This window comes from Pseudoalteromonas sp. SA25 (assembly GCF_011378705.1).
Classification (GTDB): Bacteria; Pseudomonadota; Gammaproteobacteria; order Enterobacterales; family Alteromonadaceae; genus Pseudoalteromonas; species Pseudoalteromonas arctica.
Window position 1 is genome coordinate 1 of sequence record NZ_WTKV01000036.1, and the last position, 26,885, is coordinate 26,885.

Annotated in this window: 28 protein-coding genes and 1 rRNA gene; 21 read left to right on the plus strand and 8 right to left on the minus strand. The window is 39.1% G+C overall.

The genetic code is table 11. From position 1 onward, the window contains the following. Positions 1-88 precede the first annotated feature (88 nt). A 5S ribosomal RNA gene (gene rrf / locus GQR45_RS20285) occupies positions 89-203 on the plus strand. A gap of 637 nt (positions 204-840) precedes the next feature. Here the strand turns inward: rrf and GQR45_RS20290 are convergent. The 4 genes from GQR45_RS20290 to hslR all read right to left on the minus strand — a co-directional run bounded on the left by GQR45_RS20290 (position 841) and on the right by hslR (position 5,220). Continuing rightward, the gene (locus GQR45_RS20290; protein WP_165726869.1) at positions 841-1,950 is read right to left on the minus strand and encodes a PepSY-associated TM helix domain-containing protein; all 1,110 of its coding nucleotides are present in this window, start codon (positions 1,948-1,950) and stop codon (positions 841-843) included. A gap of 183 nt (positions 1,951-2,133) precedes the next feature. Beyond that, positions 2,134-3,672 carry a phosphoenolpyruvate carboxykinase gene (locus GQR45_RS20295; RefSeq protein WP_007586595.1) on the minus strand — a complete coding sequence of 513 codons (1,539 nt, stop codon included), beginning with the start codon at positions 3,670-3,672 and terminating at the stop codon, positions 2,134-2,136. Positions 3,673-3,939: 267 nt separating this feature from the next. Then, positions 3,940-4,785, minus strand: coding sequence for an Hsp33 family molecular chaperone HslO (gene hslO, locus GQR45_RS20300; protein WP_165726870.1), 846 nt, complete (start codon positions 4,783-4,785; stop codon positions 3,940-3,942). A gap of 12 nt (positions 4,786-4,797) precedes the next feature. After that, on the minus strand, positions 4,798-5,220 hold the full coding sequence (gene hslR / locus GQR45_RS20305; RefSeq protein WP_165726871.1) for a ribosome-associated heat shock protein Hsp15: 423 nt from the start codon (positions 5,218-5,220) through the stop codon (positions 4,798-4,800). A 210-nt stretch (positions 5,221-5,430) separates the two neighbouring features. Between hslR and gspC the strand changes: the two genes are divergently transcribed. From gspC to GQR45_RS20370, 13 genes are all read left to right on the plus strand, one after another. Continuing rightward, positions 5,431-6,372, plus strand: a complete 942-nt coding sequence (gene gspC / locus GQR45_RS20310; protein WP_165726872.1) for a type II secretion system protein GspC — start codon at positions 5,431-5,433, stop codon at positions 6,370-6,372. 23 nt (positions 6,373-6,395) lie between these two features. Further along, positions 6,396-8,459 carry a type II secretion system secretin GspD gene (gspD, locus tag GQR45_RS20315; protein ID WP_165726873.1) on the plus strand — a complete coding sequence of 688 codons (2,064 nt, stop codon included), beginning with the start codon at positions 6,396-6,398 and terminating at the stop codon, positions 8,457-8,459. Beyond that, positions 8,452-10,017 carry a type II secretion system ATPase GspE gene (gene gspE / locus GQR45_RS20320; protein WP_024608234.1) on the plus strand — a complete coding sequence of 522 codons (1,566 nt, stop codon included), beginning with the start codon at positions 8,452-8,454 and terminating at the stop codon, positions 10,015-10,017. The genes gspD and gspE overlap by 8 nt, the downstream gene beginning before the upstream one ends. A 2-nt stretch (positions 10,018-10,019) precedes the next feature. Further along, on the plus strand, positions 10,020-11,255 hold the full coding sequence (gspF, locus tag GQR45_RS20325; protein ID WP_002962033.1) for a type II secretion system inner membrane protein GspF: 1,236 nt from the start codon (positions 10,020-10,022) through the stop codon (positions 11,253-11,255). Between the two features lie 81 nt (positions 11,256-11,336). After that, positions 11,337-11,759 carry a type II secretion system major pseudopilin GspG gene (gspG, locus tag GQR45_RS20330; protein WP_007586585.1) on the plus strand — a complete coding sequence of 141 codons (423 nt, stop codon included), beginning with the start codon at positions 11,337-11,339 and terminating at the stop codon, positions 11,757-11,759. Positions 11,760-11,808: 49 nt separating this feature from the next. Further along, positions 11,809-12,396 (plus strand): prepilin-type N-terminal cleavage/methylation domain-containing protein, encoded by a 588-nt coding sequence (locus tag GQR45_RS20335; RefSeq protein ID WP_010555414.1) that lies wholly within the window; start codon positions 11,809-11,811, stop codon positions 12,394-12,396. Further along, the gene (gene gspI, locus GQR45_RS20340) at positions 12,396-12,770 is read left to right on the plus strand and encodes a type II secretion system minor pseudopilin GspI (RefSeq protein ID WP_002962039.1); all 375 of its coding nucleotides are present in this window, start codon (positions 12,396-12,398) and stop codon (positions 12,768-12,770) included. The genes GQR45_RS20335 and gspI overlap by 1 nt, the downstream gene beginning before the upstream one ends. Beyond that, positions 12,771-13,409, plus strand: a complete 639-nt coding sequence (gene gspJ, locus GQR45_RS20345; RefSeq protein WP_010555413.1) for a type II secretion system minor pseudopilin GspJ — start codon at positions 12,771-12,773, stop codon at positions 13,407-13,409. After that, positions 13,402-14,391: a type II secretion system minor pseudopilin GspK gene (gene gspK, locus GQR45_RS20350; protein ID WP_165726874.1), complete on the plus strand. Its 990-nt coding sequence runs from the start codon at positions 13,402-13,404 to the stop codon at positions 14,389-14,391. Before gspJ ends, gspK begins: the two co-directional genes overlap by 8 nt. After that, entirely contained in the window at positions 14,388-15,596 is a 1,209-nt protein-coding gene (gene gspL / locus GQR45_RS20355) for a type II secretion system protein GspL (RefSeq protein WP_024591438.1), read from the plus strand. The genes gspK and gspL overlap by 4 nt, the downstream gene beginning before the upstream one ends. Then, entirely contained in the window at positions 15,593-16,066 is a 474-nt protein-coding gene (locus tag GQR45_RS20360; RefSeq protein ID WP_010555411.1) for a type II secretion system protein M, read from the plus strand. Before gspL ends, GQR45_RS20360 begins: the two co-directional genes overlap by 4 nt. A 3-nt stretch (positions 16,067-16,069) precedes the next feature. Then, on the plus strand, positions 16,070-16,828 hold the full coding sequence (locus GQR45_RS20365) for a type II secretion system protein N (RefSeq protein WP_007586576.1): 759 nt from the start codon (positions 16,070-16,072) through the stop codon (positions 16,826-16,828). Positions 16,829-16,850: 22 nt separating this feature from the next. Further along, positions 16,851-17,438 carry a UPF0149 family protein gene (locus GQR45_RS20370; protein ID WP_007586574.1) on the plus strand — a complete coding sequence of 196 codons (588 nt, stop codon included), beginning with the start codon at positions 16,851-16,853 and terminating at the stop codon, positions 17,436-17,438. A gap of 27 nt (positions 17,439-17,465) precedes the next feature. On the opposite strand, the gene GQR45_RS21595 is transcribed toward GQR45_RS20370, so the two are convergent. After that, entirely contained in the window at positions 17,466-17,672 is a 207-nt protein-coding gene (locus GQR45_RS21595) for a hypothetical protein (protein WP_007586570.1), read from the minus strand. Next, on the minus strand, positions 17,672-18,031 hold the full coding sequence (locus tag GQR45_RS20380; RefSeq protein WP_165726875.1) for a hypothetical protein: 360 nt from the start codon (positions 18,029-18,031) through the stop codon (positions 17,672-17,674). Before GQR45_RS20380 ends, GQR45_RS21595 begins: the two co-directional genes overlap by 1 nt. 288 nt (positions 18,032-18,319) lie before the next feature. Here GQR45_RS20380 and ccoG point away from each other — a divergent pair, with 288 nt between their 5' ends. From ccoG to GQR45_RS20405, 5 genes are all read left to right on the plus strand, one after another. Beyond that, positions 18,320-19,750 (plus strand): cytochrome c oxidase accessory protein CcoG, encoded by a 1,431-nt coding sequence (gene ccoG / locus GQR45_RS20385; protein WP_007586568.1) that lies wholly within the window; start codon positions 18,320-18,322, stop codon positions 19,748-19,750. An 86-nt stretch (positions 19,751-19,836) separates the two neighbouring features. Then, positions 19,837-20,811, plus strand: coding sequence for a serine/threonine protein kinase (locus GQR45_RS20390; protein ID WP_010555410.1), 975 nt, complete (start codon positions 19,837-19,839; stop codon positions 20,809-20,811). A 34-nt stretch (positions 20,812-20,845) separates the two neighbouring features. Further along, positions 20,846-21,469, plus strand: a complete 624-nt coding sequence (locus GQR45_RS20395; RefSeq protein ID WP_007586563.1) for a thiol:disulfide interchange protein DsbA/DsbL — start codon at positions 20,846-20,848, stop codon at positions 21,467-21,469. A gap of 16 nt (positions 21,470-21,485) precedes the next feature. After that, positions 21,486-22,124: a thiol:disulfide interchange protein DsbA/DsbL gene (locus tag GQR45_RS20400; protein ID WP_010555409.1), complete on the plus strand. Its 639-nt coding sequence runs from the start codon at positions 21,486-21,488 to the stop codon at positions 22,122-22,124. A 59-nt stretch (positions 22,125-22,183) separates the two neighbouring features. Then, positions 22,184-22,636 (plus strand): DUF523 domain-containing protein, encoded by a 453-nt coding sequence (locus GQR45_RS20405; protein ID WP_165726876.1) that lies wholly within the window; start codon positions 22,184-22,186, stop codon positions 22,634-22,636. A 10-nt stretch (positions 22,637-22,646) separates the two neighbouring features. On the opposite strand, the gene trmA is transcribed toward GQR45_RS20405, so the two are convergent. After that, positions 22,647-23,744 carry a tRNA (uridine(54)-C5)-methyltransferase TrmA gene (gene trmA, locus GQR45_RS20410; RefSeq protein WP_007582854.1) on the minus strand — a complete coding sequence of 366 codons (1,098 nt, stop codon included), beginning with the start codon at positions 23,742-23,744 and terminating at the stop codon, positions 22,647-22,649. Between the two features lie 162 nt (positions 23,745-23,906). On the opposite strand from trmA, the gene GQR45_RS20415 reads away from it, so the two are divergent. Continuing rightward, positions 23,907-25,046 carry a DUF5610 domain-containing protein gene (locus tag GQR45_RS20415; protein WP_165726877.1) on the plus strand — a complete coding sequence of 380 codons (1,140 nt, stop codon included), beginning with the start codon at positions 23,907-23,909 and terminating at the stop codon, positions 25,044-25,046. Positions 25,047-25,111: 65 nt separating this feature from the next. Continuing rightward, a complete protein-coding gene (gene murI / locus GQR45_RS20420; RefSeq protein ID WP_165726878.1) occupies positions 25,112-25,912 on the plus strand; it encodes a glutamate racemase in 801 nt (266 codons plus the stop codon). On the opposite strand, the gene GQR45_RS20425 is transcribed toward murI, so the two are convergent. Next, positions 25,875-26,354, minus strand: coding sequence for an RNA-binding protein (locus tag GQR45_RS20425; protein WP_007582860.1), 480 nt, complete (start codon positions 26,352-26,354; stop codon positions 25,875-25,877). The two genes, murI and GQR45_RS20425, sit on opposite strands and share 38 nt — an antisense overlap. Positions 26,355-26,885: the final 531 nt, after the last annotated feature.

The following is a 26,885-nucleotide window of genomic DNA, read 5'->3' on the forward strand; positions in this document are numbered from 1 at the left end:
ATATTACTTAAGAAAGACTTAAAAAATATTATCAGATATTTTCCAAATTCAGTTAGTGCGTAGCGATACGAATTAACGCCCAAATTTGCTTGGTGACAATAGCGTTTTGGACCCACCTGATTCCATGCCGAACTCAGTAGTGAAACGAAACAGCGCCGATGATAGTGTAGCATTTGCTATGTGAAAGTAGGACATTACCAGGCTTCAAATTGTAGAAAGCCCGAATCTAACGATTCGGGCTTTTTTACGTCTGCAGAAAAGTGAAATGCGCGCAATTAATGCACACTACATCAACACCCATCACGTAGGTCGGGCGAGCGCAGCGACTCCCGACGTTAGAATCACAACAAAAGCCCTCAATACCCCATTCGGCCAATAAAGTAGCATTTACTACGTGACTCTCCACCGCTGTGGGTATCGTGACATTACGCAGGCTTCACATTGTAAAGAGCCTTGCTTTAACTATTCAGTAGCCTATTAGACGTTGTCATTAGGTATATAGCCTTATTTACAGACACTAGTAAGCAATTAATTGGGGGGCACTATTGTGCGCTAAGTTTACCTAAGTGATTTACCGCATTACATCTGTAACTAACTGTAGTTTTAGCGCGTGCAGAATAAATACACATACCTGATAATTATACTAATCGGCAATAATACCTAATCAATTTGGTGGATTGAACTTGACGTTAATTGCGTTAGAAATTTCTGATATACGATTGCATGGATACAGAAGGTTGAGCAACTTAGGAGTAATTGGCGAGAACAACGAAATAAAGAAATTTTTGTCCTCAAATAGATCATTTAACTAGGGAGATTGGCGTAAAGTTTATTTTATTTTTATACTCTCTTGGTTCTAACTAACCACCTATATACGCCAATAAAGAACAATGCAGCAGATCCAAAGCCACTCAGCACCCAAATGACTTTTAAAATGTTACCGCCAATGCTGCCGTCATGTAGAGGGTGTATCCAGTTTTTTATTTTACTAGCCGTACTTTGCTTATCTATATTAAACACGCTCTCTAACTTTCCTGTAAGTGCATTAACCTCTATATAGCTATGTGGAAAGCGATACGAAGGATCGTTTACAGTTTGAAATCTTAATCTGTAAATAGCATTTAAGTTTGATGGTGTTTCAATCCAAGCTAAACGCGTATTCGGTAATGCTTTTTCAGCTATTAATACCGCTTGTGATAAAGGAATATTGGTTTGTTTGCTCGGTTGAATTTGTGTTTTTGGTGGAGAGTTTATATCGCTAACTAGAGCGGTTAATATAGGATCTGTTTGTTTTGGAATAGCGAGCATAACACCTGTAACAGTTAAAGTTAGTAGCGGTATGCAGAAGGTTAAACCAATTAGTTTATGCCAGTCGTATAGCAAACCTATTTTAGAGCTACGAGATTTAAATTTTAGTGCCTTTACCCACTGCCCAGGCTTTGGAAACCAAGCAAAGAATCCAGAGATAAGAAGAGCTATTGAGGCTATGCCTATATAGCCAACAACGAGAGTGCCCGTTGCTCCTGTTAGTAATGAAAAATGTAAGTTGTACATCCAAGTTACTAAGTATTTTCCCCAATAGTTTTTACGTATTACTTTATCACTACTGCTAGATAGCCATACCATTAAGGGGGCAAAGCCTTGCTCTTTTGTTTCTATTGGATTGTAGTATCGCGCGGGAATTACTGAGTTTATACCTGTGTTTTCTAATCGCCATGGCCCTTGCTTTGAAGGGAAATTGGCTCTTAGCGTATTATATGCTTGATCCCAATTAGGCGTTTTTATGTTTGTAATAGCGTCATTTGCTGGATTTAGCAGTAAGTCTATTTGTGGGTAATAAACTAATACGGAGCCAGAAAGGCTAATAATAGCAAGTAAAACACCTATCGATAGACCTAAGTATAAATGTAACCGCCTGAATATTTTTCGCCATGAAAGCTTTAGTGTCATTAATTAAATAGTCGTAATGAGTAATGCAGGTTTATTGGGCATTAAAGAATGATTAATTACGCGGTATATTATATGGTTTTTTGATATGAGTTGTGCGGCATTTTGTCGCACTTATTAAATTAGGTATTTAGAAAGTAAAACGCCAGTTCTTGGCTGGCGTTAAAGTACAAGCTTGAAGCTTATTTAAGCTTTAGGTCCTGCATTTTTTATATCGTCTGATACGTCATACTTAGCAAAGTTTTCAGTGAAGTCTGCGGCAAGTTTTGCTGCATATTCATTGTACTTAGCTTTATCTTCCCACGTGTTAATAGGATTAAGTAAGTTAGTATCTACACCTGGAACTGCTACCGGTACATCTAGGTTTAAAACATCAATGTGCTGAGTTTCAACACCCGCTAATTTACCAGATACGATTGCATCAATTACTGCACGAGTAGTTGGGATATCAAAACGTTTACCTGTGCCGTAAGGGCCGCCAGTCCAACCTGTATTCACAAGGTACACTTTAGCGCCAAACTCGCGTACACGCTTCATAAGAAGTTCAGCGTAAACACCAGCAGGACGTGGGAAGAATGGCGCGCCAAAACATGTCGAAAATGTTGATTCAATATCGCTAGTTGAACCAATCTCAGTAGAACCAACTTTTGCTGTGTATCCACTTAAAAAGTGAAAAGCAGCAGCTTCTTCGCTAAGTATAGAGACGGGTGGTAATACACCGCTTACATCACAAGTTAAAAATACAACAGCTTTTGGTTCGCCTGCGCGGTTTTCTACTTTACGTTTTTCAACGTGTTCAAGTGGATATGCTGCACGGCTATTTTGAGTAAGGCTAGTATCGTTAAAATCTGGAACGCCTTTTTCATCTAACACTACATTTTCTAAAATAGTGCCAAAGCGAATAGCATTCCAAATTACAGGTTCATTCTTTTGTGACAGGTCGATACATTTAGCATAACAACCGCCTTCAATATTAAACACGCTTCCAGGTGCCCAGCCGTGCTCGTCATCACCAATTAGAAAGCGAGTAGGGTCTGCTGAAAGTGTTGTTTTGCCCGTACCAGATAAACCGAAGAATAATGCTGTATCGCCTGCTTCACCAACATTAGCAGAACAGTGCATTGGTAATACACCTTTTGCTGGTAGTAGGAAGTTTTGTACAGAAAACATCGATTTTTTCATTTCACCGGCGTAACGCATACCTGCTAGTAATACTTTACGCTGTGCAAAGTTAATAATGACGGTGCCATCGCTATTTGTGCCATCACGTTCTGGCTCACATACAAACGAAGGAACGTTCATTACTTGCCATTGTGGTAAGTTTGAAGCGTTATAGTTCTGCGGTTCGATAAACATGTTTTTGGCAAAAATATGGTGCCACGCTGTTTCTGTAGTTACAACTACAGGTAGATAATGCTCAGGGTCAGCGCCAACTTCTAGGTGAGAGGTGAAGTGGTCATTACTTTGAACATGTGATTCTACGCGAGCCCATAATGCGTCAAATTTGTCTGCATCAAATGGACGATTAACGTTGCCCCATTGAATATCATTTTGAGTTGTCGCTTCTTGAACAATAAAACGATCTTTTGGTGAACGACCAGTTCGTTTTCCTGTAATTGCAACAAAAGCACCATTTGCGGCTAAAGTACCTTCGCCACGGCGGATCGCATGCTCGACAAGTTCAGCTGCGGTTAAATCGACAAAACGTGTAGCGCCTGTAGTCATGTTTATACCTAACTATGTGTGAGAGTTTGAACGGATAGCTCTGGGGTTATCAGTGCCCTTAAACTGAAATTATAGTAACAGAAGGTTTTAAGATATTCGAGCCCGTAAAGCCTCTAAAAACACATATATTTAAGAAAAAACATGAATAATTTCAATGATACCGGTGTCATGAAATTAGCAGAAAAGATGACACCGGTATCATCTTTTTATAATATAAAACCGCATATTTTGCGGCTTTAATTACTATATATAGATGAAGCTGAACATTTAGTTGAAAATGCTTTTTATATCTTGTTCGTTAAAAACATACTCTTTTAAACAGTAATGACAGTTAATATTAACAGACCCTTTCTCAACTACGTCTTTGAGTAGTTCTTCTTGTCCAATATTAACAAGTGCAGTAATTGTTTTATCACGGCTACAACCACATTTGAATTTAATCGCTTGAGGTTCAAATACGCGAGGATTATCTTCGTGATAAAGGCGTGTAAGGACAGTATTAGCATCAAGGTGTAATAGTTCTTCATCTTTAATGGTGTTACTTAATGCTTCTAGGTGTGCAAAGTCTTCAATTGATTTTTGTTTATCAACTGGGAGTACTTGTAAAAATAGACCACATGCTTTTGCGCTACCTTCTGTTGTGTCGGTTGCAAACCAAAGGCGTGTTTTTAATTGCTCTGACTGCTCAAAGTAACTTTCGATACATTCACTCAGAGTATCATGCTCTAGCGGAACTATACCTTGGTAACGTTCACCCTTACTTGGTGTAATAGTGATCACCATATAGCCTTGACCAATAAGCTCTTTTACAGTTGTGCCCGTAATTTCGCTTTGCAGGCGTGCAATACCACGCATGTTTTGTTTATCATCACCATTTATAACTGCATATTTAACTGGGCCATCACCTTGAAGCTGTACTGCAATTTCACCTTCAAACTTTAAAGTGGCGGTTAATAAACAGGTTGCAACAAGTAACTCACCTAGTAATGCTTTAACAGGGTCTGGGTAATTATGGTCGGCAATCATTTCATTATAAGCATTCTCGATTTGTACGAGTTCGCCACGAACATCTAGTTCGTTGAATAAATAACGGTGAAGTAAATCTTGTTGCATGAGCGGCTATACCTAACTTGATTTCATTTTTAAAAGTTCGCGTCTTTGCTTTTTATCCGGTTTTTTATCCGGATGAGGAGCAAAAAAGCTGTTATTTTTGCGTGCGATGCTGTTTTCTTCGCGTTTAGCAATACTTGCATCAGATTCTTGATACATGGTCTGTGCAATGGGGGCGCTTTGACGTTTTTCAAGCACTGAGAGTATAGTTATCAGCTTTTCATCTACGCCCTGAGCTAGTTTTATTTTTGCGCCAACGTCTACTATTTTACTCGCTTTTGTACGTTGGCCATTATAATGTACTTTGCCGCCTTGCACCATTTCGCGTGCAACTGCGCGAGTTTTATAAAATCGCGCAGCCCATAACCATTTATCTAATCGAACTTTTAACCCATCTACAGGGTCTGAGCTGGTATTAGCATTACTTTTTTTACTCATAAGGCATTTCCCCACGTTTTTATAGCTTAAAATTTATCATGAAATCATCGTAGGATGAAGGTATTACAACGGCAGTTTACTTTTTGTACTGTTATGTAAAGTTAATTTAATCTGTTTACAAAGTTTAATATTAGTGTGCTTGTTGAAAGAAAAATGAAAGGGTACTATGGGTACGCGCTAACGCAGTAAATTAAAATAAGAACACTATTTATGGAACAGCAAATCCAACAACTAAAACAATTTTTAACTCGTTTACCGCATGCTAAGTTAAGTGCATTAGTGACACTGTTAGTTGTTGTTTATCTTGCATTTTTATTATCAAAGCTTGCTTGGCTTTTGTGGCCAAAACCACCAGTAACTCTACTTACCCCTACTCATTATGCTAACCAGTCATCTGGTGCGAGTAACAACTCAGCGCAGCATATTATTGAGCAATTTTTATTTGGTAAAAAAACTGTAACAAACAACAATAATACTGCAAAGCAATCGCAGGTAATAAATAATGCGCCAGAAACGCGCTTAAGTATCAATTTAACCGGTATCGTAGCGGTTAATAACGATGACAAAGCAGGTATCGCAATTATTGAATCACAAGGTAAGCAAGTAAGCTATCTTGTTGATGAAGTAGTATCGGGTACGCGTGCTGAAGTTGCACAAATATTGCCGGATCGTATTATTTTGAGTGTTAATGGACGCTTTGAAACATTAATGCTTGATGGACTCGATTTTAGTAAAAAAGTATCTATGCCAGTACTCGCTGCGCGTGATGATGCTGAAATGGGTCCGCAAAAATTAGAACCAAGTGATCTACAAATAGATGCCACTGCAGATCCGGACGTTAAAGAAGCAATTATAGAAACACGTGAAGAGTTACTCGAAGAGCCGGGCAAGCTATTTGACTATATACGTGTTTCACAAGCCATGAATGATGGTGAGCTAATTGGATATCGCTTAAGTCCAGGTAAAGAGCCTGAGCTGTTTAAGCAAATGGGTTTAAAAAATAACGATTTAGCCATTTCTATAAATGGCTATCAATTAACAGATTTAAAACAGGCTATGTCAGCTATTAATGAGCTGCGTAATAGTACAGATGCCAATATCACTATAGAACGTGATGGTGAACAAATTGATGTGCAATTTAGTCTGCAATAATTTAGCTTTGGAGTTTTAATACGATGGTTCAGGTGCTACACCTCAAAAAAATTAAAAAAGGGTTAGCTAAGTACGCAGCACTTTTTTTGGCGGCAAGTATTTCTTTGTCTGTTTCTGCTGTTGAATATGCTGCTAACTTTAAAGGAACTGATATCAACGAGTTCATTAATATTGTTGGTAAAAACCTTAATAAAACAGTCATTATTGACCCTAACGTGCGCGGCAAAGTAAATGTTCGCAGTTATGAGTTAATGGACGAAGCACTTTATTATCAGTTCTTCTTAAATGTATTGGAAGTTTATGGCTACTCAGCTGTTGAAATGGACAATGGCATAATTAAGGTCGAAAAAAGTTCAGACGCTAAAAAATCAAATGTGCCACTTATTGACGAAGGTAGTGAAGCTAGCGGCGACGTGATGATTACGCGTGTTGTACGTGTTAAAAATGTAAGTGTGCAGGAGCTTGGTCCTTTAGTTCGTCAATTTAGCGATCAAAAAGATGGTGGCCACGTTGCTAACTTTAATGCGGCTAACGTAATGATGCTAACGGGTCATGCTGCATCGGTTAATCGCTTAGTTGAGATTATTCGCTCTGTTGATCAAGCGGGTGACAAGCGTGTAGACATCGTTAAGCTTAAATATGCGACGGCAGATGATGTTGTCTCTGTGGTAGATAATATTTATAAAGACAGCGGTAAAGGCAGCGTACCTGAATTCTTAATTCCAAAAGTTGTGGCTGATGGCCGAACTAATAGCGTTATTGTAAGTGGTGAAGGCCAAGCACGTACACGTGCTATTGAGCTCATTAAGCGCTTAGATGGTGAGCTAGAAAGCCAAGGTAACACCAAGGTGTTTTACTTAAATTATGCTAAAGCTGAAGATTTAGTCAAAGTATTGCAGGGTGTTAGTAAGTCACTTGTTGAAGATGCACAAGGCGGTACTACTAAAACTCGTAGCAGAAGCAATAATGAAAGCAGTATAGAGTCTCACCCTGACTCAAACTCATTAATTATTACCGCACAGCCAGACACAATGCGATCATTAGAATCAGTAATTGAACGCCTTGATATTCGCCGTGCCCAAGTATTAGTTGAAGCCATTATTATTGAAGTAATGGAAGGCGACGGGGTTAACTTAGGCCTGCAGTGGATTTCTGAGCAGGGCGGTATGTTGCAGTTTAACAACGGCACTACGGTTCCCGTGGGTTCATTAGCTGTTGCTGCAGAGCAAGCACAAGATACAACCGTAACTAAAACTATCATTGGTACAGAAACTGGAACCGTTACTAGTTATGACGAAACGACTGAGGGTGACTATGATGCGCTTGCTTCCTTGCTAAGTGGCATTAATGGTTTAGCGCTGGGCGTTGTTAAAAATGATTGGGGCGCAATTATTCAGGCTGTTGCCACTGATACAAATTCAAATATATTGGCTACCCCTTCTATTACTACAATGGATAACGAAGAAGCCTCTATTTTAGTCGGTCAAGAAGTGCCTATTATTACAGGCTCACAAACGGGCAGTAATAATGCTAACCCATTTCAAACAGTTGAGCGTCAAGAAGTCGGTATTAAACTGATAGTTACGCCACAGATTAACGATGGCTCTGCAGTACAACTTACTATTGAGCAAGAAGTATCGAGCGTAAGTGGTGCAACTGCTGTTGATATTTCAGTTAATAAACGTGCAATTAAAACAACGGTTATGGCCGATGATGGCGGTATGGTTGTACTTGGTGGTTTAATTGACGAAGACGTACAAGAAAGTGTTTCTAAGGTACCGTTATTAGGCGATATCCCTATTTTAGGTCACCTGTTTAGATCAACAAATACAACGCGCCGTAAGCGTAATCTTATTGTGTTTATTCGCCCAACCATTATTCGTGATGGTGTAAGCATGAATAAGTTAAGCTTTAATAAATATAACTTTATTCGTGGTGAGCAGTTTAAACAAAAAGAAGACGGTATTGAGTTAATGCCAATGACTGATACGCCTATTTTACCTGAGTGGAATGACGAATTAGTACTTCCACCTACGTATGAAGAGTCTCTACGTAAACAAAATGCACAAGAGCGTAAAGATGACTAATGCGATTCAAGAGATAAACCAAGATGTGGTTCATCCTCAAACGCATAATCAGGATGAGCTATTAACGAGTGATGTGTTAGTTGAGTTACCAGCAAAGCGTTTGCCGTTTTCCTATGCAAGACGCGCAGGTGTGTTACTGGGTAAAAACAAAGATCATCGTATAGTTTACTACCGTGGTGAGCTAGATGTGGAAGTACTATTAGAAGTACGCCGTATCGCAGGCCATGGTTTTACACTTGAGCAATTGGCTGATGATAAATTTGAGCTATTGCTTGAAGCGTCATACCAACGTGATAGCTCTGAAACACAACAGATGATGGAAGATATTGGCAACGAGGTTGATTTATTCTCACTTGCTGATGAACTTCCGCAAACTGAAGATTTACTGGCTGGTGACGATGATGCGCCAATAATCAAGCTTATTAACGCCATGCTAAGTGAAGCGATTAAAGAAGGGGCTTCTGATATTCATATCGAAACCTTCGAGCAAGAGCTTGTTATTCGCTTTAGGGTCGATGGCGTGCTTAAAGAAGTACTTAAGCCTAATCGTAAACTTGCATCGTTACTTGTGTCTCGTATTAAAGTAATGGCTAAGCTTGATATAGCCGAAAAACGCATTCCACAAGATGGCCGTATTAGCTTACGTATTGCCGGGCGTGCAGTTGACGTGCGTGTATCTACAATGCCATCGAGCTTTGGTGAGCGTGTAGTACTGCGTTTACTTGATAAAAACAACGCGCGCTTAAACCTTGAAGATTTAGGTATGACCGCAGATAACCGTGCATTGTTTTCAGATTTAATTAGTAAACCCCACGGCATTATTTTAGTAACAGGGCCAACGGGCTCTGGTAAAAGTACCACTCTATACGCTGGTATGAGCCAAATTAACTCACGCGATCGTAATATTCTTACCGTTGAAGATCCGATAGAGTACGAAATTCCAGGCATTGGGCAAACACAAGTTAATGCAAAAGTTGATATGACATTTGCACGTGGTTTACGTGCAATATTACGCCAAGATCCTGATGTAGTAATGGTGGGTGAAATACGCGACCTTGAAACTGCGCAAATTGGTGTTCAAGCGTCACTTACCGGCCACCTTGTTATGTCTACTCTGCATACTAATACCGCATCGGGTGCAATTACACGTATGGAAGATATGGGTGTTGAACCATTCTTACTTTCATCGTCGTTACTCGGTGTGTTGTCGCAACGGCTAGTACGTACATTGTGTAATACCTGCAAAGAAGGTCACACGGCTGATGAGCATGAATGCCAGCTGTTAGGGGTTCCTTTTGAAAGCCAACCGACAATTTATCGAGCAGTAGGGTGTGAAGAGTGTAACTTTAATGGCTATCGTGGTCGTACGGGTATTCACGAGTTACTTGTAGTTGATGAAACAATACGCGAAATGATTCACAACGGTAAAGGCGAGCAAAGCGTAGAAAAATACATTCGTAAGCGCAGCCCAAGTATTCGCCAAGATGGTTGTAGCCGTGTACTTGTAGGTAAAACAACACTTGAAGAAGTATTGCGTGTTACCCGTGAGGAAGGTTAACTATGGCGGCGTTTGAATACCGTGCCTTAGATGGCCGAGGTAAAGAAAAAAAAGGCATTTTAGAAGCCGATACAGCTAAACAAATTCGCCAAACTTTACGTGATCAAAAACTTACGCCGCTTGAAGTTGTCCCTGCGGCGCAAAGTGATAAACAAGTCAAAGGCGAAAAAGCCCCTTTACTCGGCGGCTTTTTTAAGCCGACAATTTCAACCTCAGACTTAGCATTAATTACAAGGCAATTAGCAACACTTATTCAATCGGCACTTCCTGTTGAAGGCGCTGTTATGGCGGTTGCTGAGCAATGCGAAAAGCCGCGTTTAAAGCGGATGCTTATGTCGGTACGCTCAAAAGTAGTCGAAGGTTACACCCTTGCCGATGGTCTTAGTGAGTTTCCTCATGTTTTTGACGACTTATATCGTGCAATGGTAGCCGCAGGCGAAAAGTCCGGTCACCTTGACCAAGTACTTAATCGTTTAGCCGACTATACCGAGCAGCGCCAACATATGCGTAGCCAAATAACTCAGGCTATGGTTTACCCTATTATTTTAGTGGTATTTGCAATTGGTATTGTGTCGGTATTGCTTGGTACTGTAGTACCAAAAATATTAAAAACGTTTGAAAAAACGAAACAAGTACTTCCTTGGACTACCGAATGGGTTATGGCAGGCAGCCATTTTGTGCAAAATTATTGGTTTATTAGTTTAATAGCTATTACAGCTATAGCCATTGGTATTAAGCATGCACTTAAGCAGCCTAAAATACGTTTTTGGTGGGATGACCGAGTGCTACATATGCCAGGTATAGGTAAAGTGGCTCGTGGTATTAACACCGCACGTTTTGCACGTACTTTAAGTATTTTATCGTCAAGCTCGGTACCATTACTTGAAGGAATGCGTATCTCGGGCGGCGTATTAATTAACGAAAAAATTAAAAAAGCGGTTGCAGATGCATCCGACAGAGTGAGTGAGGGTGCAAGCTTAAGAGCTGCACTTCAGCAAACTAAGTTGTTTCCACCAATGATGCTGCATATGATAGCAAGTGGTGAAAAATCAGGTGAACTAGAGCAAATGTTAGAGCGTGCTGCAAATAACCAAGATCGCGAATTTGAGAGCATGGTTAATGTGTCGCTTAAACTACTAGAGCCTGCGATGATCGCCTCAATGGCGGTTATTGTATTATTTATAGTAATGGCAATATTGCAGCCGATAATGGCGATGAATAAAGCTGTTGGACTTTAAGTTAGAATAAACTTTTAAATATATTAATGGTTTTACCTAAACCATTTTTACTTAATGTTTTTAGAATAATGAGGTAATTACGTGAATAAACAATCAGGTTTTTCTTTACTAGAAGTGATGGTGGTACTGGTTATCATCGGAATGATTATGTCAATTGTTGCACCTAACATTATGGGTCAGCAAGAAGAGGCTGCTATCGATAAAGCGCATCTAGATATTCAACAATTAGAAGATGCAATGAGCTTATACAAGCTTAAAAATAAGAGCTACCCAAGCACAGAGCAAGGTCTTGAAGCGCTAGTTACTCAAACAAGCATTGAACCGGTTCCAAAACGTTTCCCTGACGGTGGTTTTATTAATGAATTACCAGAAGATCCATGGGGTAATCTATATCAGCTAATTAGCCCAGGTGAAATTGGCAAGTTTGATATTTTTTCTATGGGCCCAGATGGTGAAGTAGGTACTGATGACGATATCGGTAACTGGGACGAAGAAAAACAATAATGCTTAAGTACACTGCTTTGTATGAACATGTTAATGCTAGAGGCTTGCTATGAAAGCAAGCCTTAAGCAGCGCCATGCAAAAAGCAGAGGCTTCAGTTTAATAGAAATTTTAGTGGTATTAGTGATCATCGCTTTTGCTACAAAAATGGTGGTATATAGCTTAGAAGGCGGTGCTGAGGAAGAGTTAGATACTCAAGCATTAAGGCTACATACCACCATTAACATGGCATCGGAATTTGCCATTTTAAACCAAGTTGAATTGGGCTTATTAGTAGAAGAAAATACGTTAGAGTATTTAGTTTTCGATGGTGAAAAGTGGATTACCTTTGACCGTGAAGACCTTTTTAAACCAATAGAGTTAGATGAAAGATTAAAGCTCACGCTTAACTTAGAAGATTTAGCGTGGGCGCAAGATAACCTCTTAGAGCAATCTAACTGGCGCGAACTTATGAGTGGCGGCGATGAAGACAGCTTACTTGAGCTTAAAAAGTTGAAAATCCCACAAGTACTTATTTTGTCATCAGGTGAGGTAAGCGCGTTTCAACTTATATTAGAGTTAAAAGAGCAAAGCGAACCTGTGTATTACATTGAAGGTGAATTTGCTGCACCAGTAAACTTTCGCCGAGAGCCAGAATAATGAAGCGCACTAAAGGGTTTACTTTATTAGAGGTATTAGTGGCATTAAGTATTTGTGCCATGGCGGGTATAGCTGCAATGCAAGCAACAAGCGAGCACATACACCACTTAACGACTATTGAAGAGCAAACCTATGCATCTTGGGTCGCCGAAAACGTTATTATTGAACAGCGTACTAAAGGCGAACAATGGCAAGGTAAAAATAACCTTAAAGGCAGCGAAGTAATGGGCGGTGTTGAATGGTTTTGGCAGCAAGAAGTAACAGCCACTGCTGACAAAAGCTTTGTTAAGTTAACCATAAATGTTTTTACGGATGAAAAATATGAGCATTCGGCATATGAGTTATCAACGTATCTCAATAAAGGCAAAAAGTAAGTGAAGCAGCGTGGGTTTACATTACTTGAAGTTATGGTAGCACTGGGTATTTTAGCTTTTGTTATTATTGCTACTCATCAAATACTCGAGACGACAACAAGAGCAAAAGATGCCTCCGATGAAAAAATTGCTGAGTTAAATGGGTTGCAAACAACATTTAGGTTAATGGATCAAGATTTTAGCCAAATGACTAAACGTGCAGTACGAAACGAATCTGGTGATGTTCAAGAACAATACTTACTTGCTGGTCGTTACGTTTTAGAAAGCCAATACGATGGTATCGCGTTTGTACGAGATGGCTGGATAAATCCAATTAATTTATTGCCACGTTCAGAACTACAAGCCGTTGGTTATAGAGTGATAGACGATAACCTTGAGCGTGTTTATCGGGTTTATGTTGATCAGCTTGATAATATGGAGCCGCGAGTTCAACGTGTACTAGAAAATGTTGAAGAGCTTAAGTTTGAGTTTTTGGATGATAAAAACGAATGGCAGGAACAGTGGGAAATTAAAGCTCTCCCTAAAGCGGTTGCTGTTACTTTGCAACAAATAGAAGCAGAGCCAATTCGTCGTGTATTTTTAGTTCCTGGGCAAGGCAAAGTTGTTGCTACACAAAGTACGGATGTGAATAATGGTTAAGCAGCAATCATCGCGCGGCGCAGCACTTGTTATTGTTTTGTTTATTGTGGCATTAGCGGCTATTTTAGCAGTAGAAATGAGTGCTAATTTAATGGTTCAAGTGCAAAAAAGCACTAATTTGCAAGGTCACCAGCAAGCTAAATGGTATGCCTACGGTGCAGAAGAGCTTGCTATTAAAGGGCTAATACAAAGTAAAAAAGATGATGCTGATAAAACAACACTTGATCAAGTTTGGGCAACTCAAGGGGATGCTTCATACCCTGTTGATAACGGCACGTTAAGTGGCAAAATTACTGATTTACAAGCATGTCTAAATTTAAATGCTTTAGCCATAGCGCCAGAAGGAAATAGCGCAAGTAAAACAAACCCTGCACATAAAGCACTATTTGCATTACTTGAAAACATTGAAGATTTACCTGCTGATGAATCAGAAGAGACAATGGCAGATAGCGTATTTGATTGGCTTGACGAGGACAGTATTACATATCGCTCAGGCGCAGAAGAAGACGAGTATTTATCACGAGATTTTCCGTATATGACAGCCAATAGTTTATTTGCATCAACATCGGAATTACGCTTGGTTAAGGGCTTCAACCCATTAGTGATGGAAAAAGTACTGCCATATGTATGTGTAATACCAGGCAGTACGCTTTTATCTATTAACGTAAATACATTATTGCCAGAGCAAGCGCTCATACTCAGTGCCTTGATAGAAAGCTTAAGCTTATCTGGCGCAGAAGCGGTGTTAGGCGCAAGACCGCAAACTGGCTTTGACACCATCGATGAATTTTTTGAACAGGTGAAGCAGCAAGGCGGTACTAATACTGACTTAATAAAAAGTCTATTTAGTATTAAAAGCGAATATTTTAAATTACAAACGCAGGCAAACTTTGTCGACCTGCGTTTTTCGATGACCACATTACTGCACGCTAAAGACGGTGACGTAACGATACTGGCGCGAAAATTTGGAGGCGTACAGTGACAGAAATACTGTTGATCCGCACGGGTCAAACCGAGCAAGAATTGCTTAATTGGTTAATTTACTCACCACAAGAACAAGAAATAATAGCCAGTGGCGAGTTACCAAATGCAGAGCATTTAAGTGAGCTAAGCGAAAAAGCACTTACCCGAGAAGTGGTCGTGTTGTTACCCAGTGATCAAGTGCAATTAAAAACGGTCGCTTTGCCAACAAAATGGAATCGCAAGCTTGAGCAAGCATTGCCATACATGCTTGAAGAAGACATAGCATGTGACGTAGATGAACTGTTTATAGCAGTAGCGCAGCCGACAATGCTTGGTGAGCAACATGCAATTCGTGTAGCAATGACAGACCGTGAATGGTTTGAACAATGGCTCGCATTATTTGTAGAGCATAATCTATCAGTATACAGAATATTACCCGATGCTTTGTTGTTACCGCTTGCAGATGATGGCGCAGTTACCGCTATCGAGCTCAATAACCAATGGTTATTTAAGCAGGGGCAATGGCATATAGGTGCGGTTGAATCTAGTTGGTTAAATGGCTACTTAACAGCCATGGGTAATCCTGATATTAAGCATTTTAGCCCAGCTAGTCAGTTTCCAGAAAGCGTTAACTTACAAGCGCAAACGAGTGAGTACGACTTACCTCTAGCATTATTTGCAAAGCAGTTAGATAGCGTTAACTTTAACTTACGCCAAGGTATGTATCAGCTTAAAAAACAAAGCGCTTTATGGTGGGGTTACTGGAAAGGCGCCGCAATTATAGCAAGTGTTGCATTGGTTTCTACTATTACAATAAAAGCTATTGAGTTACACCAACTTAATACACAAGTAGAAGTAGCTAAAGCTCAAGTAGTCGACAGATACCAAAAAGCATTCCCAGGAACTAAAGTTCGCCCCAATCTAATTAAAAGCCAAATTAAAGGCGCGTTAGATAAAGTGCAAGGCTCAAGTGAGTCGGGCTTTTTAGACTTAACGACTAATTTGGTTGATGTATTTTCGCAAGTCAGCGAATTTACACCTGAAACACTTCGTTATGACAAACGTCGCAATGAGCTGCGCATTCGTGCACGTGCTAAAGACTTCCAAACCTTTGGTAAAGTAAAAATCATACTTGAAAAACAAGGTTTAACTGTTGAGCAAGGGTCTTTAAATAACGACGGTGATTATGTCGTTGGTGAAATTAAACTGCGAGGTGCAGTATGAAAAAGCAGTTAATGCAACAATGGCGCTCGCTTAAAGAGCAAGAACAACAATTGGTAATGGTCGCTGGTGGCGTGTTTATTATTTTTGTTTTAGTAATGGGAATATTTAGACCATTAAATAATGCGATAGAAAAGGCACAGCAATCTCAAATTAAACAACAAGAGCTATTAGCTTGGGTTGATGACAGTATTGTTAAACTAAAGGCTGCGGGTAACACCAGTGTTGCTAGCAATGCAAACTTAAGCCAAATTGTTAATTCTACACGTGGGCGCCATCAAATAAGTATTAGTAAAATGCAGCCAAGTAGTGATTCGCTGCGTTTGACGCTCGACTCTGTAGAATTTAATCAGTTAATAGAGTGGTTAGATGAGCTAGTGAATCAGCACGGCTTAAAAATTGAAAACTTAGATTTGAGCCGCGATGATAAATCAGGCTATGTGCGTGTAAGCCGTTTAGTATTAGAGAATTAATTAATGAAAAAAATAATAACGTTATCGGCTGTCTTTTTAATTAGTTTTATTGTGTTTTGTATTATTAAATTACCAGCACATATTGCACTAGATATAGCAAAACCGTACTTTCCAAAGCAATTAGAAGTAGGCCAAACTGTAGGCACTGTTTGGCAAGGTCAAATGATGCAAGTTCGTTTTGATGGTGAACAGTTAAATAATGTGCGCTGGGACATTGCTGGCTGGAAGTTATTTACAGGCAAGCTAAATGCGAATGTGAAGTTTGGTAATGCACGAGAGCGTAGTGATATCTCGGGTTATGCTGATGTAAGTTATGGGCTTTTTAATCAAGAAGTTAAAGTGACTGACGGCCTAGTGCGCTCAACAGTAGAGCGTGCAATGCAGCGCGTGCAGCTTCCCCTACCTGTAACCGCTAAAGGACGTGTAATTTTAGAACTTGATGAATACAGCTCAGGTGCACCTTATTGTGATTCACTAAAAGGTGAAATAGCGAGCCCTAATATTGACGTGCAAGGCTTAAATGGGTGGTTTAATATTGGCCCTCTGGCTGGTAAGTTAAGCTGTAAGTCGGGCGATATTGCTATATTAATTGACCCAGATAATACGCTTGGCCTTGAGGCAGATGCTACACTTAAAGCTAATTTCGACTTTAGTGTGGCAGGTTATGTAAAACCAGATGCTAGCTTACCTAAAGATGTACATGATGCGGTTAAATTTTTAGGCCGACCAGATAGCCAAGGTCGTTACCCGCTCAACTTTTAATGTTTGAATATAAAGAGTTTTAATGCAAATACCCCAATTTACTGAGCTGCACGCAAAGCAGCTCAGCACATTTTTAAATACCCAATCTCAAGCAATGACCCTTCAACAAAGCCAAGGCTATTTATTTGGCGTTATTTGTTCGCCCAATCCATTAGATGTGCATGAGTGGCTTGAGCAGATATTACCAAATACAGCTAATGATTTAGATGAAGAAGTACTTTTCTTGTTTATGGCGCTATATCATAAAATTAGTGAGCAAGTATTTGAAACAGGATACAAATTACCTAACACATTTGATGCTGAGTTTTGTAAGTCATGGAGTAAAGGTTTCTTAGTTGCAACCAAAGCTTACGCAGAGCCTTTGTTAAATGCACCGCAATTAGACACTGACTTTAAACAAGCATTAGAAAGTGCGTTAAGTACATTAAGCTTTTTTGCACTTGACCAGCTAGCAATAGCTCAGATTGCCAAACAAAATAACATGACTATAGAAGCCTTGTGTCAGTACCAATATGAATCAATGGGTGACTTTGCATTAGGGTTTGCTGAACTAATTGAAGTGGTCGCAATTAATAGCGGTTTGATAACCGACGAGAGTTGGGAAGAGTAATTATTAATACCAGGCGCTTAGTTTAATCTAAGTGCCTAGCTCTAATATAATATCCGTGCAGCCTTGTTTGCACTTTACTACGCCTTTACCAGGTTCACTGGTGGCTAAATTAAGTGTTAAAACCCCATTACACTTCTCACACTTTAACGTTTTGCCTTGTGCCAATTGCTTGAGCATATTGCGTTGTTTATGAAATGAGTCGCTTGCTTTTTTATTTAATCCTGAAAAATCCACTACTTTGCTCGCTTTTGCTCTAATGCTTCAGTCACTATTTTACATACTGTATTTAAACGATCGCCATAAAAATAAAGGTTTAAGTCACGTTCACGACAATAGCGTAGGTGAAATAACTGAACAGAGTCATCTGTTGTAAACGTTTTTTCTACGTACTCACCCTCAGATTCAGACAATTTAAGTTGAGTGTTGATTCTATTTTTAGCCATATTTGCAGCAGGGCTTCTGTTAACCTTACTTGCATCACTTAAAAAACCAATGCCTTCACCTAATAACCTTTCGCGAGGTTCTTTTATAAGCGGATGATCGATTGTAAAAAAGGCAAGGATCACAACTACCAAAATAATAAATTTTTTCATGGATACGTAAACCTTGATCTAAGTAGGGTTGAATTACCATGCAGTGTAATAAACTGCATTTTAAAAGCAAGTAACTGGGATGAATAAATTATTAGCGATCTATGCCAGTAATTTTAACCAACATTGTTATAATGGTTAACAGCAGTCAGATATTTCTGAAATATCTGAAAGTATTCGAGAAGGCAATTTATTAAAGTAAATCTGCCTAGCAAGTAACTTGCTAGCTTTAAGTATAGAGTACTTGAGTATTGCTGGATTTTTATTTCCAAGCGGCGTTGAGGAACTTCGATGGACAAGCAAATTAAAGTAAAGAATATCCCTGTAGAGGTGAAAATCCAAAAACCGGATTTAAGCCGTCAAGATGATAGGTTCAATCCCCGAAATCGTATTTATGTGCGTGCCGTAAAAGGCCTACATCAATTACTTAGGCAGCGCATTGGCTTTTTAGGCCTACTTGCGTTTATGTTACTTCCTTGGATTAATTTTAACGGCCAGCAAGCAGTACTGTTTGATCTAATTGGTCAAAAATACAATATTTTTGGTTTAACGCTATGGCCTCAAGATTTTACCATATTAGCGTTTATTTTTATGCTGGCAGCATTTGCGCTGTTTTTAGTGACCACCTTCTATGGACGGGTGTGGTGTGGCTACACATGTCCGCAAACTGTTTGGACCTTTATTTTTATTTGGTTTGAAGAAAAGCTTGAAGGCACAGCTAATCAGCGTAAAAAACTCGATCAAAGACCCATGAATTTTGATAAGTTTTGGCGTAAAACGGCAAAGCATACTAGTTGGGTATTGTTTTCGTTATATACCGCTATTTCTTTTGTGGGTTACTTTACGCCAATCAGAGAGTTACTTCCTGATTTTGTAACGTTTAACGTGGGTGGTTATGCACTAGTCAGTATTATTTTCTTTGCTGCGTGTACCTATGGTAATGCCGGTTGGATGCGAGAAATTATGTGTTTACACATTTGCCCTTACTCTCGTTTTCAATCAGCTATGTTTGATAAAGATACATACACTGTAACGTACGACGAAAGCCGTGGTGAAAGCCGTGGTCCTCGTTCACGTAAAGTAGATCATGAAGATTTAGAGCTAGGCGACTGTATAGACTGTAACTTGTGTGTTCAAGTGTGCCCAACAGGTATTGATATTAGAAATGGGCTACAAGCTGAGTGTATTAACTGTGGTGCATGTATTGATGCGTGTGATGGCGTAATGGATAAAATGGAATACCCGCGTGGGCTTATTTCATATACGACAGAGCGAAACCTCGAAACCCCAGAAAATAAAACGAATCCACTACGAGCTAAAATCATTGGTTACACGGTCATACTTGTTGTGCTTACGGGAGCACTTGTAGCTAATATAGCGCTGCGTAAAACAATGGACTTTGATATCATTCGTGATCGAAATCAATTATATCGTGTCGATTTTGATGGTTTAGTAGAGAACACCTATACATTAAAGGTAATTAATAAAGCGCAGTACGAGCAAACCTTTAATATTAAAGTGCAAGGGTTAGATAACTTTAAGTATATTGGTAAGCAGTCATTTACTGTGCAGGCAGGGCAATCTCATAATGTGCCATTGTCGCTTGTAATGGACCCTTATGATTTGAAGGTGTCGATGACTGAGTTTAACTTTGTGCTTTCACCGGTAGATGAGCCGGATGAGACAATATCGCAGTCGAGTAACTTTTTTAAAGCGCGATAATCACAACCGACCTTAAATAGGTAAGTTGATATAGCAATTAACAAAAGCGGGTATATAACCCGCTTTTTATTTTATATAAGAAGAGTATGAGTAAATTTAGTTTTATTGACTTAACACCTGACCTAATACTCGATGCAATAGAAAGCGTAGGTGTGTACGCTGAATCTGGTTTGTTGGCACTCAATAGCTATGAAAACAGAGTGTACCAATTTAAAGCCGATGATGGCCTGCGTTACGTAGTGAAGTTTTATCGCCCAGAGCGCTGGAGTAAAGAGCAAATTCAAGAAGAGCATGACTTTGCATTTGAACTGGCAGAAGCGGAAGTGCCTGTTGTTGCCCCTATTTTATATAATGGGCAAAGCTTGTTTGAACACGAAGGTTATTTGTTTGTGTTGTTTCCAAGTGTCGGCGGGCGTTTATTTGAAGTTGATAACTTAGATCAGCTTGATGTAATGGGGCGTTTAATTGGCCGTATGCACCAAGTAGCTAAAACAAAGCCTTTTACTTATAGGCCAACAGTTACTTGCGAGGAGTATTTACATACAGCCAAAGTTCATCTTCAAAAAAGTAACTTAGTGCCTATGGGAATAAATACTGCCTTTTATACTATTTTAGATTTAGTGATAGAGCAGGCGCAAAAACAGTATAAAGATGTGCAAAGTATTCGCTTACATGGTGACTGCCACGTTGGTAATATTTTGTGGGCAGGTGATGCGCTCATGTTTGTTGATTTAGATGACAGCCGCCAAGGTCCTGCAATCCAAGATTTATGGATGATGCTCAGTGGCGATAGAGCGACGCAACTGTTACAGTTAGATACCCTTGTGAGTGCGTATGAAGAGTTTTGTGATTTTGATCACTCTCAACTCAAATTAATTGAACCGCTGCGAGCGATGCGTATTATCCATTATATGGGATGGGTAGCTAAACGATGGAGCGATCCTGCCTTTGTGCGGAACTTTACATGGTTTGCTGATGACAAATACTGGGAGCAACAAATTTTAGCACTGAAGGAGCAACTTGCAGCATTGCAAGAAGCACCGTTAAAGTTATTGCCGTAATATTTTATTTAAAGACAAGTACAACGAGATACAAATGCTTAAAAAATTAAAACTGAGTTTATTACTTTTATGTTTACCATTTGCAGCACTTGCTGCACAGTTTGAAGTTGATAATCAATACACAGTTATTGATGTAGACAAAAGTACATCACCACAAGTAACCGAGTTTTTCTCATTTTACTGTCCACATTGTTTTAAGTTTGAACCAGTAGCAAAAGCAATTGAACAAGGCTTGCCTGAAGGCGCGGAGTTTATTAAAAACCACGTGAACTTTTTAGGTGGCGTGTCGCCACAAGCACAAAGTAATTTAAGCTTTGCCTACTTAATTGCTAAGCAGCATGGTCAGGCGCAGAGTATTAGCGATCAAATTTTTAAAAGTATTCATGTTCAGCGTGCTCCTTTAACTGAAATGAAAGACGTTAAAAAATTACTTGAAGTAAACGGTATTGATAGCGCAACGTTTGATCAAGAAATTGCAAGCATGCCAGTTATTTCGGCTGAGCAAGCAATGCAAAACAAACAAAATAAATATTCAAAATTAGGCGCACTTACAGGTGTACCTACTTTTATTGTTAACGATAAATATAAAATAAACCTCAACACCATCAAAAATCAAAAAGAACTTGATGAGTTAGTAGCGTTTTTATTAGCACTATAAATTTCGGAGCATAATAATGATTAAATTAGTTAAAGCAGGTTTGCTTGCAGTACTACTTCCTATGGCGGCAACAAGCTTTGCAGCAACGTATGAAGAAGGCGTGCATTACGACGTTGTTTCTGAGCGCGCAACAAAAAAGCCAGAAATTAAAGAGTTTTTCTCATTTTACTGCCCTGCATGTAATAACATGGAAGCACTAATTGGTGAGTTTAAGCCTAAGCTTGATAAAAACGTTAAATTTAAAAAGAGCCATGTTGATTTTGTAGGTGTACGCGACCCAGAAAACCAACAGATGATGAGCCAAGCACTCGCTACTGCAGAAGTGCTTCCGCAAAAAGATAAAATTGTCTCTGCAATCTTTAATCATATTCATACAAAGCGCGCTAGTTTTAATGAGCTTGCAGATGTAAAAGATATATTTGTAGCGCAGGGCGTTGATGGCGATAAGTTTGATAAGCTGTTTAAAAGCTTCTCGGTACGAACGCTGAGCTCTAAAATGAAACGCGATCAAGACTACTTTAAAGAAAAAGGCGCACTACGTGGCGTACCTACATTTATTGTAAATGGTAAGTATAAATTAAACCTAGGTCGTGAGTCGGGTATTACTGAACCAGAAGATATTAGCAAACTGATTAATTACTTAGCTAACAAGTAAGTTTAGCTAAAACTAAAAAAGCTCCTTAAGGAGCTTTTTTGCTTTATAAGGATATAGCGATGGAAAAAATATTAGTATCGAGTTGTTTGCTAGGGCAGCCTGTTCGCTACGATGGTAGAGGACACGCAATTTTGCATCCACAGCTTAATTTGTGGCAAAAACAAAATAGATTAATTGTGTTTTGTCCTGAGGTCACTGGTGGGCTTCCTACTCCTAGAGCTCCTGCTGAAATAATACAGGGGAGTGTAGTTACTAATTTAGGAGAAGATGTAACAGAACAGTTTCAAACTGGAGCTAATATAGCGCTAGAACTCTGTAAAAAGAATCAAGTTCATTTTGCTCTACTTAAAGAATCGAGCCCTTCTTGCGGACGAAATACAATATATGATGGAAAGCATCGCGGAGTAAAAATCGAAGGGCTAGGTTTAACTACAGCATTATTAATAAAAAATGGTATTCAAGTATTTAGTGAAGAGCAAATACCAGCACTTATAAAAGTACTGGCACTTTAATTTTGGCTGGTTATTTGCGCTGTAAGAAAACGCCCGACTCAATGTGATGTGTATATGGGAACTGATCAAATATAGCAAAGCGCTTAACGTTGTGCGTACGTGTTAGGTGATCAAGGTCACGCTCAAGGGTTTCAGGATTACACGATATATAAATTATGCTTTCGTAGTTAGCCACTAAGTCACACGTTAATTCATCCATGCCCGCGCGCGGTGGATCAACTAATATGGTTTGGCAGTCATAGCTTTTAAGGTCAATACCGTCTAAACGAGAGAAAGTACGCTCGCCATTCATTGCTTGAGTAAACTCTTCACTAGACATACGAATAATATCTAAGTTCTCTACGTTATTTTTAGCAATATTGTATTGAGCAGAATGAACAGATGATTTTGATATTTCTGTTGCTAATACTTTATTAAAACAGCCCGCTAACGCAATTGAAAAGTTACCGTTACCGCAATACAGTTCTAATAAATCATTTTTAAGTGGTTTACATAAATCTTGCGCCCACTCCAGCATATTAATATTTACTTTTGCATTAGGCTGAGTAAAGCTATTTTCTACTTGTTGATAAATAAGCTCTTGACCATTAACTGTTAAACGCTCAGTTACAAAGTCATCACCCAGCACTTCTTTTTGTTTGCGAGCACGACCGATAAAGTCAATTTTGTATTTACTGCTTAGTTTTTCTTTAAGCGCTTTAATTTCACTTAACCATTCATCATCAAGTGGTTTGTGATAAAGCAAGCTTACTAAAATTTCACCGCTTAGCGTGGATAGGTAATCGATTTGAAATAACTTACGACGTAATATTTCACAAGGCTTAAGATGCTCAATCATCACCTGCATTATTTCACCAACTAGAGGCGCTGCTGGATCAAATGTATCAACACGGATTTTTTCTTTTGTTTGTTGATCAAACATAATGTGAAACAGATCGTCACCGTCGTGCCATACTCTAAATTCAGCACGTTGGCGGTAGTTAGTTGGCTCTGAGCTAAATACTTCTAGTTGCTCCACACCAAAACGTTGGAACTGTGCACTAATACGCTGCTCTTTTTCACTTAACTGCGTTTGGTACTGTGTGGTATCTATTTTAATAACTGCCATTAACGCTACTACCTTATCTAAGATCTGTTTATCGGCGCTATTGTAGGGAGCGCTGCGTATTTGTCTAGTTTTGGCTAGCATTTATGCTGTTTTATTGAACATTGTACTTTAGTTTTTATTGTTATAGCCGATAATAAACTACGCACGCTTAGGAGACGAATCATGAAAATAGGTAATTATGGCTTTACGCCAAACAACAACATCAATAAATTCAATAATAAAGCTGATATACAGCAACCTACAATTACGTCTCCTCAAGATAGCTATCAACAACGAGGCCGAGAGTTGGCCGCAAAGGTGCTTGGCGATAAAATGGCTGAGCAGCTTGGGTTGCCTATCGCAGAAAAAAAAGCAGATAAACCACTATTTGATTTTGATGAAATAGTAAAAAACGTACTCGATTTTGTAAGTAGTGCTGTTAATAAAGCAAAAGCTAACGGCGCTGATGACGAAAAGCTCAAAGATATGCTAGGCGATGCGCGCAAAGGAGTCCAAATAGGGATTGATGACGCTGTTGATGAACTCAAAGGTACTGGCGTATTTAATGATGACATGGAAGAGGGCATTAATAAGTCCAAAGAGGGAATTTACAATGGGCTGGATAAGTTTGAAGAGTCGTTATTTAACCCACAACCTGCCAGCGTAAATATAAGCCAGGCCCAATACGTCAGTATGACGAGTAATGCAGAATATAAATTTACTACAGCAGAAGGCGATGAGGTAAGTATTAGCTTTGCTGATGCATTTGAATCTCAATCGGCAAGTGGCTATCAGCAAAATAGTAATAGTGAGTCGTTTGCAAGCTCATCATCGCAATCTCGACAGGTATCATTTTCGATGTCGGTAAATGGTGACTTAAACGAGCAAGAGCAAGAAGCTATTAATGCGATGATGGAAGACTTACAAGATTTAAGTAAAACCTTTTTTGGTGGTGATTTAGATGAAGCATTTGAACAAGCGCAAGAGCTGAGTTTAGACAGCGAGCAGCTGGTGGCTTTTTCTATGGATTTACGCCAAACAAAAACAATAGCAACAGTTAAAAGCTATGAAGAATATAAACCAGCACCAGAAAAACAAGTAGCAGAGGGGTTAGCCCCTTTTAATGACGACCTTAAAAATGCTTTTGAAAAAGCGGGTGAGCTTGGATTACAAAATCAGCTAGCTGGCATTCTCCAATGGTTAAATCAAGATCAGGAGCAAATAGATAAGTTAGTGGATTACACAAAGTCTATGTTCGAAAACCTTAATCAGTTAAATTCGGCAGCCGACGAGCTTGCTGATTTAGAAACCACGCAAAGTTAAACTACTTTCTTTTATAAATACCTCATGGCAAACTGCCGTTCTTAAAGTAAAGTGGGAACGGTAGTTTGTCAGCGCATATAATGGTCTTTGATTCAGGTATTGGTGGAACTACTGTACTTGAGCATATAAAGCAAAGTATCCCCAATGCTCAGTACAGTTATTTTATGGATAATGCATTACTACCTTATGGTGCTCAATCCCAAAAAACAATCATTAACCGATTATGCTCACTTATTCATTTCATCAAAGCTAATACGCTTAACGTTGATTTAATTGTAATAGCGTGTAATACCGCTTCTACATCTGCACTTAGCGCTGTTCGCCAAATGACAGATATTCCTATAGTAGGTGTTGTGCCAGCAATAAAACCTGCAGCAGAGTTAACACGTTCAAATCATATTGGCTTATTAGCCACACCGGCAACGGTCGCCAGTTCATACACTAAAACATTAATTACTGAGCATGCACGTAATGTAATCGTTAATCTATATAGCAGTGTGGAGTTAGTAACTTTAGCTGAGCAATACTTTTTTACAGAGTCTTTGGATACAAACAAGTTGCATCAAGTGCTTGATGACCTACATATAGATAAAACTATAGATGTACTTGTATTAGGATGTACGCACTTTCCAATATTAGCAGAGCCTATTAGTCAGTATTTTGAAGGGAATGTAAAATTACTTGATTCAGGTGTAGCGATAGCAAACAGAGTCAACTACCTACTTAACCAACTTAACTTGTGTGTGAATAAACTAACAGACATAAAAAAGCCGCTGCAATATTATGCAACGGCTGATGTGTTTAGCAATAAGCTAGCGGTAAAGCTAGTTACACTGACTGATCCGTCTCAGTACGTAGAGCATTAGAATCATCTTCTTGTTTTTGTTTTGCTTCACGTACCTTTAAAGTACGTTGTTGGAACTCGCTATCGTTCAAGTTAGCAATTGCATTGTCTGCATCAGCTTGCGCCATTTCAACAAAACCAAAGCCACGACGCTTGCCAGTATTCTTATCCTTTAATAAACGAACATTGAATACTTTGCCTTGTTCTTCAAATAATGCACGAACCACACCTTCGTTTGCACGATAAGGAAGGTTACCAACATAAAGCGTTTTTGTTTTAACTTCAGCTTCTTCAGTCACATCAGATGACATTGCAGCAATAGCAATCGCACCTATTAATAAACCAGCACCAAATAGTAATGCAGGGTTTAAAGCTAAGCCGCCTAAAGCGAACTCAACAACAACAAAACCAACTACAGCAAGAATAACAGAGAAGATAAAAGATTTTTGATCGGGTAATTTCATTTTAGATCTACCAATAAACAGGAAATAAACATTAATTTAACATTGTGAACTTGCTATCTTAACGTCTAAATCAAACATAGCAATGATATTTGTATTAAATAATAAATAAGAGCACAAAAAAGCATCGTCTTAGGAAGGTTTTCATATGGTTTTACGTGGTTTTGTTCTATTTTTGTTCGAACAGTAAAAAGATCTAAAAAAAGGGTTGATCTGTTTTCGGATCTCCCTATAATGCGACCCCACTGAGACGGGAAACGCCAACGCATAGCGAGGCACGAACAACTCAGAGAGTTAAATAAAACTTCGGTTTTAAATCTTCTAAAAAGAAAGTTTAAAACTAAGTGTTGACTCGAAAAATAAAGGGTGTATTATTCGCATCCCTTGAGACGCTAAAGCGACTCAAAACGTTCTTTAACAATTTAAAGCAATCATCTGTGTGGGCACTCGTACAGATTGAGTTCTAACAGCCAACCTACTTAGGTAGCGAGGCAAACAAATTAGAGTCTCAATTGAAAACTGAGTGACCAACAG

Bases quoted from the DNA above. Each gene is read 5' to 3' on its own strand.
- GQR45_RS20295 (WP_007586595.1), bottom strand. From the start codon at position 3,672: ATGACTACAGGCGCTACACGTTTTGTCGATTTAACCGCAGCTGAACTT.
- GQR45_RS20425 (WP_007582860.1), bottom strand. From the start codon at position 26,354: ATGAAATTACCCGATCAAAAATCTTTTATCTTCTCTGTTATTCTTGCT.
- ccoG (WP_007586568.1), top strand. From the start codon at position 18,320: ATGGACAAGCAAATTAAAGTAAAGAATATCCCTGTAGAGGTGAAAATC.
- GQR45_RS20380 (WP_165726875.1), bottom strand. From the start codon at position 18,031: ATGAAAAAATTTATTATTTTGGTAGTTGTGATCCTTGCCTTTTTTACA.
- GQR45_RS20360 (WP_010555411.1), top strand. From the start codon at position 15,593: ATGAAAAAGCAGTTAATGCAACAATGGCGCTCGCTTAAAGAGCAAGAA.
- gspD (WP_165726873.1), top strand. From the start codon at position 6,396: ATGGTTCAGGTGCTACACCTCAAAAAAATTAAAAAAGGGTTAGCTAAG.
- GQR45_RS20415 (WP_165726877.1), top strand. From the start codon at position 23,907: ATGAAAATAGGTAATTATGGCTTTACGCCAAACAACAACATCAATAAA.
- GQR45_RS20370 (WP_007586574.1), top strand. From the start codon at position 16,851: ATGCAAATACCCCAATTTACTGAGCTGCACGCAAAGCAGCTCAGCACA.
- GQR45_RS20390 (WP_010555410.1), top strand. From the start codon at position 19,837: ATGAGTAAATTTAGTTTTATTGACTTAACACCTGACCTAATACTCGAT.
- GQR45_RS20365 (WP_007586576.1), top strand. From the start codon at position 16,070: ATGAAAAAAATAATAACGTTATCGGCTGTCTTTTTAATTAGTTTTATT.
- hslO (WP_165726870.1), bottom strand. From the start codon at position 4,785: ATGCAACAAGATTTACTTCACCGTTATTTATTCAACGAACTAGATGTT.
- GQR45_RS20335 (WP_010555414.1), top strand. From the start codon at position 11,809: ATGAAAGCAAGCCTTAAGCAGCGCCATGCAAAAAGCAGAGGCTTCAGT.
- gspF (WP_002962033.1), top strand. From the start codon at position 10,020: ATGGCGGCGTTTGAATACCGTGCCTTAGATGGCCGAGGTAAAGAAAAA.
- gspE (WP_024608234.1), top strand. From the start codon at position 8,452: ATGACTAATGCGATTCAAGAGATAAACCAAGATGTGGTTCATCCTCAA.
- GQR45_RS20400 (WP_010555409.1), top strand. From the start codon at position 21,486: ATGATTAAATTAGTTAAAGCAGGTTTGCTTGCAGTACTACTTCCTATG.
- gspK (WP_165726874.1), top strand. From the start codon at position 13,402: ATGGTTAAGCAGCAATCATCGCGCGGCGCAGCACTTGTTATTGTTTTG.
- GQR45_RS20395 (WP_007586563.1), top strand. From the start codon at position 20,846: ATGCTTAAAAAATTAAAACTGAGTTTATTACTTTTATGTTTACCATTT.
- GQR45_RS20405 (WP_165726876.1), top strand. From the start codon at position 22,184: ATGGAAAAAATATTAGTATCGAGTTGTTTGCTAGGGCAGCCTGTTCGC.
- GQR45_RS20290 (WP_165726869.1), bottom strand. From the start codon at position 1,950: ATGACACTAAAGCTTTCATGGCGAAAAATATTCAGGCGGTTACATTTA.
- hslR (WP_165726871.1), bottom strand. From the start codon at position 5,220: ATGAGTAAAAAAAGTAATGCTAATACCAGCTCAGACCCTGTAGATGGG.
- gspC (WP_165726872.1), top strand. From the start codon at position 5,431: ATGGAACAGCAAATCCAACAACTAAAACAATTTTTAACTCGTTTACCG.
- trmA (WP_007582854.1), bottom strand. From the start codon at position 23,744: ATGGCAGTTATTAAAATAGATACCACACAGTACCAAACGCAGTTAAGT.
- gspI (WP_002962039.1), top strand. From the start codon at position 12,396: ATGAAGCGCACTAAAGGGTTTACTTTATTAGAGGTATTAGTGGCATTA.